This is a genomic window from Sphingobacterium sp. SGR-19 (genome assembly GCF_011043555.1).
GTDB lineage: Bacteria > Bacteroidota > Bacteroidia > Sphingobacteriales > Sphingobacteriaceae > Sphingobacterium.
Window position 1 is genome coordinate 782,592 of the sequence record NZ_JAAKGS010000002.1, and the last position, 13,114, is coordinate 795,705.

A 13,114-nucleotide genomic window follows, 5' to 3' on the forward strand; every position below is an offset into this window, starting at 1 on the left:
TTGGCATCGTATAATAATCGAGTTGTTATAAGTCAAATTTTAGTCCTAAGTTAAAGCGTGGACGGTAATATTCCATTTGCATGGTGCGTTCTTTGTTTCCCTGATAATAGCGCAAGGGCTGGTTAGTCAGGTTATTTGCCTCGGCAAAAATGCGAAATTGACGTGCTATCTTATAGGATGCATTTGCATCAAGGAAAAATTGCTTATCGTAGTAGGCGTCATAGAAGTCGGCTTCTCCGATTTCATCTAAATAAGCGGCGGTATAGTTTGCCGATACGCGGGCGGAAAACTTATCATTTTCCCAGGAAAGTGATCCATTTAACATGTGTGGTGCGGTACGAGGAAGACCAAGGCCAGTTCTTTCGTCGCCATCCTCACTGGTAATTCCCTTAGCTACGGAGTGCGTGTAGGTATAGTTCGCATAGATGCCGAAGCCTTTTAAGAATTTTCCGGGAAGGAAGTCCAACTGTCGTTGAAAGGCTACTTCTGCGCCGTATACATCTACATTATCGCCATTCCGTGACTGTACAAATGTCCATTGATCCGTTGCGTCGGCTGGGATAGGGTTGGCTATATCTGGGAAATCCGCAGCAAATTTCTCTCTGCTGTAGTTGGCATCGCGGTAGCTATAAATAAAGTTTTTTAGATTTTTATAGAAAATTCCGGCCGATACGATCCCAATATTTTGAAAGTAGTTTTCCGCCATCAAATCAAAGTTCGTGGCATAAGTAGCTTTCAGATCGGGATTGCCAGCCATGATCTCGTGATCGCCGGGAAGAGAACTAACAAAAGGTGCCAAAGCGTAATAATTCGGGCGAGCTAAGCTTGTAGTAATTGCTGCACGCAATATGAAATCCTTTGTCACGTCGTGTCTGAATGTTATACTGGGTAATATATTAATATAATCGTTTTTGTTGTTTACCTCACCCAAAAGTTCTTCCTCGTCTTGTACATAGTTTCCCGTGTAGTCAATTTTGGTATATTCCATACGTGCGCCGACAATCATGGACGTCCGTTCGGTAAAGTTTTGATCCCAGCGAACATATCCCGCAGAAATCAATTCTTTCGCATGATAGTTTTCTGCTAAGTATTCCGAAGGAGCCGCATCTTGCTCGAATAGCGAGGTATTGTGTAAGTCCAGACCACCTAAATATCGCTTGTCGACAAAACCGCCTGGCGTGTACTGACTGCCTGGTGCGAAATTGCTGCCCGACCAGTTTTCCAAAGATACGGTGTTCATTGCTCCGAAGTCGTCTACCGGTGTATACTCGTAAAAGATATTGTCTCTTTTCTTGTTCTTTATGCGCAGCCTGGCACCGAAACGGAACCGACCTTTCTGACCGTCAATGACACTCAATGGAAAACGGAAATTGAGTTTCGCACCAAATTCGTCTTCCGAGGTATAATCTTGGTTGTCGGTTAGCTCGTTTAGGCTAAATTGCGAATAGTCGTGGTAATTGTCTCCTACGAAAGGCTTACGTGGGTTTGAAAAGTCGTTATTTAATAACAAACCTTCTTGCTCAAATTCAATATACCGTTCGTTGGGGCGATCTTCGGAAGCTTTCGAGTAAGAAGCTGCCCAATCGAAGTCTAATTTAGACGTCAGTAAATGTTCACCTCTTAACGAAAAGTTCATTACTTTTTGTCTTTCCAGACGGGCATTTTTGTTGGTATGGTCATCTATACCGCCTTTTGTTTGTCTACGGATATCGCCGACATACGAATTTTGGTCTGCATCCCATTCCATATCCTTATAGGTTACCGCATAACGATTTTCACGGTCGTCGCGCCAGTTATAGATGGCATTCAGTTCGATGCGGTTTCTGGAGTTTATTTCATAGTCGGTTGCCAGGGAGAAACTGCGGCGAATACGCTGCACATCATATTTGCGGATTTCCATTTCTTCTACCAAGGGATTGCCATCATCGTCTTTCCATGCAGCTTCGATATTATCTGATCCAAAGGTTTGGCTTTGAATCGTACCGCTCAGTACAATACCCAATTTGTTGTCGGCAAAACGGTTACCATATACCAGAGAACCATTGTAGATGCCGTTTTCGCGGATGGGCATGTATCCACCACCTATGGTAGCGGATATACGTTGTTTATTCGGTACCGCACGCGTAATCAAGTTGACCGAGCCACCAATCGCGTCGGCGTCCATATCGGGTGTTAGGGTTTTGTTGACTTCGATCGTCGATATCATATCCGCTGGGATCAAGTCCATCTGTACGTTCCGGTTGTCGCCTTCGGCAGAGGGGATACGGTCGCCATTCAATGTGACGGAGTTCAGCTCCGGAGATAGACCACGGACGATGATGTTACGCGCTTCGCCTTGGTCGTTCTGCATCGTGATACCGGGTACACGCTTCAACGCATCTCCTATATTCTGATCCGGAAAACGTCCGACTTGATCGCTTGAGATGATATTGGTAATATTACTATTGTTTTTCTGCTGGTTCAGAGCTCTAGCCTGCCCTTTGGCGATATCCCCCATTACGCTGACTTCACCAATCGTTTGAGCAAGCGGAGAAAGAAGCACTTTCATTTGCTCGTTTTTGCCATTCACCGTAACTTGTTGGGTATAGACTTGGTAGCCCATATAGTTGACGCTAAGGGTATAGGTTCCTGCGGGAACACTTAGAAACTCAAAATCGCCGGTGACATCCGATATCGTATAACGGTTACCGGGTTCTAGCCTTAATGTTGCACCCGGCAACGAAAAGGTGTCATTGCTGTCCAATACCTTTCCTTTTAGAATGCTGGTTTGCGCAAAGCTTGTGGAGCAGCATAGCAAGAATAAAATCGTGTAAAATAATTTCATAAGGATTTTTTGTTATGTGTATATAACGTTCAATTAATACTTCGGCAAAGGTTAGAGACTTGGCCAGCAATTACAATTTTCTACCGTAAACAAAACATTAACACCTTTCTTTTTACCGTATACAACGCGGCAACATAGTGTTTTTTTTATTTTTAAATAATTGTATGTCAGTTGGTTGTTGTGTATTCTTAAAGCCATTAAGTTTTTGTTAGGTATATGTTGGCTTATTTTTAACAAGGTTGTTAAAGCTTCTGGATAAATGTGCTTAAGCTTTTTCCCTCCGGTAGGGCGAGCTTTTTTCTTAGCCGGTACCGGGCAATTCGGAGACTACCTTGTGATATGCCCAACATCGTTGATATGTCGGCCGAACTCAAATTCATTTTTAATAATGCCGCCAATCGGAGGTCGGCTGAACTTAGCTTGTTGCAGTGCTCCATTAAACCTTCAAAGAAATGTTCGTGAACACGTTCGAATACAATACGAAAATCTTCCCAGTTTTTGTCTTGATTGTGGTTAAGCTGGAGCAGATTCAAGAGCTGTTTCAATTCTTTACGCTGATCTCGCTTATCGCTTTTGACGATTTCGCCAAGCTTCTCCTTCAGCTCCTCGAGTAGTTGGTTTTTCTGGATCAGGTGGAGGGTGTGGCTTGTCAATTCTTTGCTTTTAAGCTCTAGCTCGTTTCGAAGGTTTTCGGCTTTCAGCTGTTTGTTATAGAGATCGGTCTCCATGGCGATCTTCTGTGTCTCGTAGAGTTTTTGGTTTTGCTCGTTAAGCTTGCGTTCATTTGCAATCTTTGATCGTTGCCGGCTGATGATACTGAGCCCTAAAAATAGTAACAGGAGAATAATGGCTATACCGAATAGTAACATGGTAAAGTGGGCTTTCCGCTCCCGTTCGTATTGGGTAATTGCATCCTCTTTCTGTTCAAGTTCAAATAGAGTCTGCAGTATGGTTAGCTGTTTGGCATTATCTTCCGAGAATATCTCGTTATGTATATTTCTTCCGGATTCACTGTAATGGTAGGCGCTGTCGTATTGTCCCAACAAGGAAAATATTTTTGCGAGATCACGGTAGGCGCTGGCCAGCTGATAATGTTCGTTCATCCCTTTTGCCAGGGAGGCAGCCTGATGTGTATAACGCAGTGCAGTGTTGTATTCACCAGTTTTCCGATAGATGTCGCCCATATTGTTGGTAATTCTGATATGGAGTGTCTCATCATCTGTTTTTTTGGCTATTTCCAATGCTTTTTTAAAATAGAAGCGGGCCGAGTCGAGCTGAAATTTGTCTTCATAAATGCTACCGATATTTTCATGAATTTTGGCCGCGAGTGCTCGATCGCTTTTCTCGCCGAGCTGAGCGAGTGCCAAATGCTGATAATGTTTAGCTTCTTCCGGATTTCCGTTTTTCTCGTGCACCTGTCCGATGTGTGCCAGGGCATCAGCGATACCTTCGTGTGCGTCTGCCGACTTATATAACGCGAGTCCCTGTTCAAAGGCCTCTAAGGATGAAGGGTATTGTTTGTTATGGAATCTCGTTTCGCCGATTTTAATCCATATCGCTGCCAGTTCCGGTAGCTGTTTTTGTTTTCTAAATAGGGATTCGGCCCGGTAGAAATTGTCCAGTGCTTGTAGATAGGCTGCTTGAAAATAGTATAACTCGCCTATCTGTCCGTAGCAGACCGCCGTTTGGTAGTCGTCGCCATCGGCTAAAGCGGCCTGTAGCGTTCTTCTTATCTGTTTAAATGCCCCATCGGGATTTTCACGCATCGATTCCCGTAGGAGCGGGGCGTAGGGGGTATCTTTTTGGGCAAACAGCATGTTGCCCAGACATAACAAGAATATCGGAAAAAATAAATGCCTGAATAAATTTGTCATCTTAAGTTATTGTCCTATATGAAATGGAGGTAATGCTTTTAAAAGTAAAATGCTTATATGATTTTAGGGTTACGTTTATATTAATTAAATGTTTCTTAACCAACACCTATGAATAAAATACAGGCGGTCGATAATTTTTATCGACCGCCTGTATTAAAGATTGCTACGTATCAACTAGGTTGCTTCGCGTGCCGGTTAATGTACTCCGACGGACTTAGACCATACATCTTTTTAAACAATGTGGAGAAATGCGTTTGATTGGTAAAGCCTAGCGCATACGCGACTTGGGAAATATTCATTTGTTTATCCAAAAGTAGTTTTTCAGCCTGTTTGAGGCGTATATTCCGAATAAATTCGCTCGTTGAGATACCTGTCAATGCCTTTACTTTACGATGTAATTGTACTCGGCTTAATCCAACTTCGTCGGCTAACAATTGTACATTTAGGCTCGGATCTTCCAAATATCTATTAATGATACCAACGATACGTTCCATCAGAATTTCATCACTTGACTTGAAGGAGATCGTCTTTACTTTACCTTCCTGCTCTTGCGCACCCGAATATTTTCCCTTCACCGTCATGCGGTTTTTAATCAAGTTTTCGGCTATAACCAGTAACTCCTCGATTAGAAAAGGTTTCGTGAGGTAAGCGTCGGCACCTAAGCCAATTCCCTGCATGCGATCCTCATGATTTATTTTAGCGGTAAGCAGAATAACAGGTACATGGTTTGTCGTGCTGTTGCTTTTTATTTTCTTAATCAGTTCAAAACCGTCCATATCCGGCATAGAAACGTCGGATATAATAAGGTCGGGAAGTTGCGATAACGCTAGCTGAAAGGCTTCATGTCCGTTTTCGGCGGATATGATTTTATAAATACTTTGTAGTTCTTGGCTTACGTAACGCAAAATATCTTTTTCATCGTCCACGACGAGTACCTTGAAATTTGTTTTATGAGGAATGATAGGAGCGGTGACCGTTTCCTTTGCCAATGGAACGGGTACTTTTTCGACCAACATATTTTTAGCGTCGTTATCCTTTAGCAACTGAGCTTTTGGTAAATGACTAGTACCCATGGGGATATGGACGAAAAAGCGGCTTCCAGATTTGTCTGTCCGGTTTTCGGCATATACTTTTCCACCATGTTTTTCCACCAAGACTTGGGTAAGGTGCAACCCGATACCTGATCCTTGTTGTCCTCCGGAAACCTGATTGTTGCCTTGATAAAATCGTTTGAAAATTTTGACGGTATCATCTTCAAGGATACCTGGACCGGTGTCGGAGATCGTTATTTCCGCATAACTAGGCTGTTTGGTGTTCTGTTTGTTAAAAGAGGACGTGACATGGATGTCTATAGTACCGCCATTTGGTGTATATTTAAAAGCGTTCGATAATATATTATGGAGTATTTTATCCAGACTATTCGTATCAATCCAAACCGGTATATAGGTAGAATCCGAAGTGACTTGAAAGACGATATTTCTTTCATCGGCTTGTTGTTCAAATGCGTCGGCACATTGTGTAATAAATTCCGCGAGATTTGTTTCTTGAAATTTTAACTGAAGCTGACCGCTTTCCAATTTACGGATATCCAGCAACTGGTTGACAAGGTTTAGAATACGATGTGCATTCCTACGCATGTTTTGCAGCGTTTCCTTCGCATACGAGTCGGGTGCATTTTTTATCAGTTTATCGATAGGACTCAGAACCAAAGTGAGTGGTGAGCGAATCTCATGCGAAATATCGGTGAAAAGCTGCAGTTTATAGGCATGTAATTTCTCCAGTCGGCGCTCACGAAGATAATTGGCAACCAAGGTAATGACGCCTATTAATAAAATCAAGTAAACCAAATAAGCAAGCGTACCGCGGTACCATGGCGGCATGACGTGCAAGGTGACGAACTTGCTCTCTGAATAGGCGCCGAATTTGCAGGCTCTGATTTCCAGTTCATGGGTTCCGGGCGACAGGTTGTTATAGGTAACAAGGTTGACACCTGGTAGGGTGGTATTCCAGGTTTTGTTGAAACCTTTCAGCCGATATTCGTAATGAATATTTTCCGGACTGTTAAAATCCATCGTGGAGAGTTCCAATGTAAAGCTGTCGTCTTGGCTTGCAAAGTAAAATTCACTCGCTGCCGCCAAGCTTTGGGCATAAATGGGCTTCCCACCAGACAAATCTCCGGGCTTGATCGTTTGGTTGCGGACGTAGAGATTCGTGATATAGATGGGGTGTGTATATTCGGTTACATGTACCTGTTGTGGAAAGAAAGAGGTGATACCTTGTTTTCCTCCATAGTATATTTTTCCATCCGCATCCTGATGATAAACAGAACTGTTGTAAGATCGGTCTACCAACCCGTCTCCGGTATAGTAGTTTACAATTCTATCGTCGGTCGGGTTTACATAGTTGATACCATTATAGGTGCTACACCAAATATTTCCTTGCTTGTCTTCTCCCAATCCGGAAATAACGTTACTGGAAAGGCCGTTGTTGGTGGTGTAACTCGATAGCTCCCGTGTATCTTTAGCAATTTTATGCAGCCCATTATATGTGCCGACCCAAAGGTTTTGATGCCGATCTTGCAGTAGCGACAGTACGATTTGTTCGGAGAGTTCTTGATTTGCCCGTTGATGGACGAAGGCATCTTTTCGCGGGTCATAGCAACTGACGCCCTTGTGATGGCCTAGCCAGATCAAACCTTCCTGATCACATAAGAGGGTGTTGATCCAATCATTTCCTAATGTCCCACTAACAGCGGTGGTATTGTTCATGCTAAATTGCCTGGAGGTATTCGTGCGCGGGTCATATTCAATAAAACCACGGCCGAAAGAAGAGATATACAGTTTGTTATTCTTTCCGAAGACCATCGCTTTGGTGTCCTCCCCGGCGAATAGATTTAGATAGTGTACATCTTGACCATCAATAATTTTGCCCAATCCCTGCTGGTATGATAAAAACCAAAGAACCCCTTGATCATCCATCTGTAACTGCGTTATATTGCGTAGGTTAGGGAAAGTTTGGATAACGTGCCCCCCGCTGTCGGCCTGAAAAACGCCTAAGCTCTCTACGCTATACCATATATTCCCATTAGCGTCGGTTGTCACTGCGTTGATTTTGTGTTTATCGGCTTCCTCTAATTCCAATACCCGCCAGAATTCAAACTGTTTATTGCTGGAAGGAATGAAAACTAAGCCTCGCTGAAACCAGCCGAGCCATAAGTTTTTCTCCCTATCCAGCAGGAAGCTCGATATCCGGGCAATGTTGTAATTTTTATCGAGATTGGAAAGCTCCATCTGTCGGAATTGCAGCGGACGTTCCGATAGTGGTAATTGCCAAATCCCTTCGCGGTCGGTACTGGCAATGACCGTGGTCCCGTCTACATTGAGCTGGATGTCGTTAATAAACGGTTTTCGATTACCGTTAAAAGTAATCGGTTGAAAACGACGAGCAGACCGATCGCTAACGACGATATGCGCATGGTAGCTTAAGATTACCTCACCATTTTTCGTCACCAGCATATTATATTTGTCTCCACCAGGGAAAGGTACTTCCTCCCGGGAAAATTTCCGGACATGTTTGAAGTCCGGTGATAAACGTACGACGCCTAGGCGGTCCATCGCTACCCAAACGTGCTTATCCTTATCCTCCACAAGCTTGCGTCCATACATCCCCCCGATACGCTGATTTGCGCCTTCTAGCGGAATAGCCACCCGGTTCGCGATATCAATGGAAAAAAGCCCCCATCCCGAAGTGGTCACCAAGCGTGATTCATCGTGTCGTGTTAATATATCCGTGATATGCGGCGCTATTTGATCGGGAAACTGGATGCGTATAAATTCGTCTGTATTTTCGTCGTAGTACTGTAAGCCATTTGAACACCCGATCCATAGATGATCACGGCAATCTCGATGAAGAATGGTCACGTGGTTACTGGAAATGGAGGTGCTATCCTGTATATCGTGTAAGTATTGTATAAATCGTATCCCATCAAATTTATTAAGCCCATATTCTGTAGCGATCCATATATAGCCATGCTTATCCTGTGAGATGCTCTTGATTAGATTGGACGATAGTTCGCCAAACCCATAATCTCTGTGATCATAGATACGGGTAGCTTGTCCGCTGACCAAGAGCGAACAGAACAAAACTATCGAAAGCAGAAATACTCTTAACATCGGTTTTTACGGTTATGATAAGGAAAGATACAAAATCTATTTTTCTATTCGATGCCAGAACGTTTTTTTTCGACGTAAAAGATGTAACGAATCTGGGTGCGAAACAGAAAGAAACGAATATGTAACATATAAAAAGGTCTTTGCAACAAAACAAAGATGGAATGTAACATGTTGGATTGTCTTTGCTAACCGATTGATTTACCTTTACTTCACGTTTTTGATCGGCTTGTTGCGTCTTTTGACGTGCTAAGCTGATGCGAAAAATAGAAATATCCTAAACACGCTAATAAATCATTATGATGACGAGACAATGGTTAATTGTTTTTTGCCTTATTTTTTCCAATGCAATACTGTATGCACAATCGGACGATGTATTTGTGTCCGAGGATCCGGCGAAGGGATACCTGACCCTGATAAAAGAAGGACAGCCACTTTCGCTGCAGGTGGATCCCCAGGATGATAAAGGTGTTTTGCGTGCCGTCGAAAGTTTACAACAAGATTTTGAAAAAGTAGCCGGAAAACAGGCCGAGGTGGCGTCTGGAGCGAAGTCGGCTATTTGGATCGGGACGGTCGGGCAATCTACGTTAATTGATGGTTTGATTACTAAAGGACGACTCTCCAAGGAAGAGATGGCCGGGAAGCGAGAGAAATTTATCATTACGGTGGTGGAACAACCCGCGCCGGGTGTTGAATCGGCCTTGGTTATAGCTGGTAGCGATAAAAGAGGGACGATTTATGGCATCTACGAATTATCTGAACAAATGGGCGTATCGCCTTGGTATTATTGGGCGGACGTTCCCGTGACGCGTAAAGCAAATTTATACGTAAAGCCGGGTATCTATACGGATGGAGAGCCTGTCGTACAATATCGTGGTATCTTTCTCAACGATGAATACCCCGCGTTAACGCGCTGGGTCAACCATACCTTCGGAGGCTATAACAGCCAATTTTACGAAACTGTTTTTGAACTGATCCTCCGTTTGAAAGGGAACTTTTTGTGGCCGGCGATGTGGGGGAATGCTTTTTACGACGATGACCCGAAAAATGGCGTATTGGCCAACGAGATGGGTATCGTGATGAGTACTTCGCATCACGAACCCATGGCGCGTGCACAACAGGAATGGAAACGTCATGGCAATGGCGGCGTTTGGGACTACAGCAAAAATAAAAAGGGGCTTCAGGATTTTTGGCGGGGCGGTATGGAACGTACCAAAAATTGGGAAACGTTTATCACAATCGCGATGCGCGGCGATGGCGATGAGCCGATGAGCGATGAGCAGAATACCAGTTTATTGGAAGAGATCGTAAGCGACCAACGTAAAATTATTCAACAAGTCACGGGAAAGAAACCAGAACGTACTCCGCAAGTTTGGGCGCTATATAAGGAAGTTCAGGATTATTACGACGATGGGATGCGTGTACCAGATGATGTCACTTTGCTCTTCTGTGATGATAATTGGGGAAATGTGCGTAAGCTCCCTGCATTGGATGCCAAACCCCGAAAGGGCGGGTACGGCATGTATTATCATTTTGATTATGTTGGCGGGCCACGGAATACTAAATGGCTTAATGTGAGTCAGATATCCCGTGTATGGGAACAGATGAACTTAACTTATGCCCATGGCGTCGACAAGATTTGGGTAGTCAATGTGGGAGACCTGAAGCCGATGGAGTACCCCATCTCCTTTTTCCTCGATATGGCTTGGGATCCAACGCGTTTTAATCCCGCTAACCTGTTGGCACATACCGAGGAATGGTGTGCGCAGCAATTTGGCGAGCAATATGCAAAGGAAGCTGCTCGGTTAATTGATATGTATACAAAGTTCAACCATCGCGTGACGCCCGAATTATTGAACCATCGAACTTATAGTTTAGAAAACTATAACGAATTTGAGACGGTCGTACAAGAATATCGCCAGTTGCTGGTTGACGCCTTGCGCTTGTATAACCAACTGCCGAATGCATATAAGGATACTTTTGACCAATTGGTACTTTTCCCTATTAATGGGATGTCAAACCTATACGATATGTATTATGCGCAGGCACAAAATGCCGTCTATGCAAGTAAGAACGATATACGGGCCAACTACTGGGCGGATCAAGTTAAAAAGGGCTTTGAGCGCGATTCCTTATTAACCTTACATTTCAATACCCTTTCCGATGGGAAATGGAAGCATATGATGGATCAGGTGCGTATCGGTTACAGCAGCTGGAACAATCCGCCGCATAGCGTTCTGCCGAAGGTAACGTATATCGATTCAAGCGCTGTACAAACTGATAGCAAGATTTTTGTGGAAGCGGACGGCTATGTATCGATCGAAGCCATGAACTTCCACCATGCAAACCATGCTGAGCAGGTCAGGTGGACGGAGATACCGAACCTTGGTAAAACCGCTTCCGCGATCACGACACTACCCGTCACCGCGCCATTGGACGAACAAGTATACTTAGAGTACAAGGTCGACGTGCAATCGACCGGACGGGCAAAGCTCATTGTATTAACCTCACCAACTTTAAATTATAATGCCAATCAGGGCCTGCGTTATGCCGTTTCCATCAATGGTGGTCAAGAGCAAATACTCAATATAAATGGCCATTACAAAGGCGAGTTGGGACGTTGGCAAGCCAATCGCATTATCGAAAATGTCACTGAGCATGATTTTCCCGAAGCGGGCGAATATAGTATTCGTATCCGACCTTTAGAACAGGGTATCGTCATTCAAAAAATCATGCTGGATTTTGACGGATTGAAACCTTCTTATCTTGGTGCACCCGAGAGTACACAACGTATAGTCAAATTATAAAACATAAACAATTGATAACCTTATATAATGAACGCAGAAACACGTTTGGTTAACGAATCAAAAGGCTTTTATAAGCTCTCTCATGTACAACGTATCGGTTTCGGATCAGGCGATCTGGCCCAAAACCTTATCTACCAAACGGTTTCGATGTACTTGCTTATTTTTTACACAAATGTTTTCGGCATTTCTGCAGGCGCAGCCGGAGTCATGTTTTTGGTTGTACGCATTGTCGATGTAATATGGGATCCCATTGTAGGTGCTTTCGTCGATAAGCATAATCCGAAAATGGGGAAATACCGATCCTACCTTGTTTTAGGAGGTATACCACTCACCGGATTTGCTATCCTTTGTTTCTGGAACGGATTTTCCGGCTCGCTCGTATATGCTTATGTGACCTATGTAGGACTGTCGATGCTCTACACCTTGATCAATGTCCCTTATGGCGCACTCAATGCTTCCCTGACACGCGATACGGACGAGATCACAAAACTGACATCGGCACGTATGTTTATGGCGAACTTGGGTGGACTTGCCGTAGGATACGGTGTGCCGATCATGGTGCAATATTTTTCACCGGATGGGAAGATCAACTCTCGGGAATCAGGCGAGGCTTGGTTTATCACGATGACGATCTACGCGCTGGTAGGCTTTGCTTTGCTACTGTTTTGTTACACGCAAACCAAGGAACGGGTCGTTATGGATGAGAAAGACACCGAAAAAGTGCAAGTGTCCGATCTTTGGGTCGAGTTCAAACATAATGGTCCGCTAAGGGTGCTGGCTTTCTTTTTCATTACTGCATTTGCCATGATGGCTATTGGGAATTCTGCCGGATCCTATTATATGATCTATAATGTACAAGCTCCAGAAATGCTACCCTACTTCATGGCATTAGGTTCCATTCCGGCATTTATCTTTATGCCCTTAGTACCAGCTATCAAGCGGGCCATCGGCAAGAAACAGATGTTTTACGTTTTCCTCACCATTGCTATCGTGGGGATGGTTATGCTATATGTCATATCAATCGTTCCGTCATTAAAAGGCCAGATTTGGTTAGTTCTCGTCGCACAATTCATAAAGTCGACCGGCATCATTGTCGCCACCGGCTATATGTGGGCTTTGGTTCCGGAGGTAATATCGTATGGAGAACATGCAACAGGTAAACGGATTTCCGGTATCGTTAATGCGCTGACCGGGATTTTTTACAAAGCGGGAATGGCTTTAGGTGGCGTGGTGCCCGGCTTGGTATTGGCGTATGTTGGTTTTGACAAGGATAACATATTGAAGCAATCTGCATTCGCGGAGCAAGGAATCTTATGGCTCGTCGCTATTATTCCTGCAATCTTATTGATCGTCGCCATGTTTATCATCTCGAAATATAAATTAGAGGATGATCTCATCGATAAAATTAATTATGAAATAGAAAATAGACACAAATAGTAA

The 13,114-nt window shown here is 43.8% G+C and carries 5 protein-coding genes; 2 read left to right on the plus strand and 3 right to left on the minus strand.

The features are described 5' to 3' along the window. Nucleotides 1–25: 25 nt before the first annotated feature. The 3 genes from G5B43_RS07005 to G5B43_RS07015 all read right to left on the minus strand — a co-directional run bounded on the left by G5B43_RS07005 (nt 26) and on the right by G5B43_RS07015 (nt 8,870). Nucleotides 26–2,824, minus strand: coding sequence for a TonB-dependent receptor (locus G5B43_RS07005; protein WP_165293981.1), 2,799 nt, complete (start codon nt 2,822–2,824; stop codon nt 26–28). A gap of 242 nt (nt 2,825–3,066) precedes the next feature. Continuing rightward, nucleotides 3,067–4,698 (minus strand): tetratricopeptide repeat protein, encoded by a 1,632-nt coding sequence (locus G5B43_RS07010; protein WP_165293982.1) that lies wholly within the window; start codon nt 4,696–4,698, stop codon nt 3,067–3,069. Nucleotides 4,699–4,868: 170 nt separating this feature from the next. Beyond that, the gene (locus G5B43_RS07015) at nt 4,869–8,870 is read right to left on the minus strand and encodes a hybrid sensor histidine kinase/response regulator transcription factor (RefSeq protein WP_165293983.1); all 4,002 of its coding nucleotides are present in this window, start codon (nt 8,868–8,870) and stop codon (nt 4,869–4,871) included. A gap of 296 nt (nt 8,871–9,166) precedes the next feature. Between G5B43_RS07015 and G5B43_RS07020 the strand changes: the two genes are divergently transcribed. Together G5B43_RS07020 and G5B43_RS07025 are read left to right on the plus strand one after the other, a co-directional pair. Further along, nucleotides 9,167–11,674 carry a glycosyl hydrolase 115 family protein gene (locus tag G5B43_RS07020; protein WP_165293984.1) on the plus strand — a complete coding sequence of 836 codons (2,508 nt, stop codon included), beginning with the start codon at nt 9,167–9,169 and terminating at the stop codon, nt 11,672–11,674. A gap of 27 nt (nt 11,675–11,701) precedes the next feature. Then, complete coding sequence (locus tag G5B43_RS07025) at nt 11,702–13,111, plus strand: MFS transporter (protein WP_165293985.1); 1,410 nt, start codon at nt 11,702–11,704, stop codon at nt 13,109–13,111. Nucleotides 13,112–13,114 lie beyond the last annotated feature (3 nt).

Coding starts and splice junctions, on each gene's coding strand:
- G5B43_RS07005 (WP_165293981.1), bottom strand. CDS start 2,824: ATGAAATTATTTTACACGATTTTATTCTTGCTATGCTGCTCCACAAGC.
- G5B43_RS07025 (WP_165293985.1), top strand. CDS start 11,702: ATGAACGCAGAAACACGTTTGGTTAACGAATCAAAAGGCTTTTATAAG.
- G5B43_RS07015 (WP_165293983.1), bottom strand. CDS start 8,870: ATGTTAAGAGTATTTCTGCTTTCGATAGTTTTGTTCTGTTCGCTCTTG.
- G5B43_RS07020 (WP_165293984.1), top strand. CDS start 9,167: ATGATGACGAGACAATGGTTAATTGTTTTTTGCCTTATTTTTTCCAAT.
- G5B43_RS07010 (WP_165293982.1), bottom strand. CDS start 4,698: ATGACAAATTTATTCAGGCATTTATTTTTTCCGATATTCTTGTTATGT.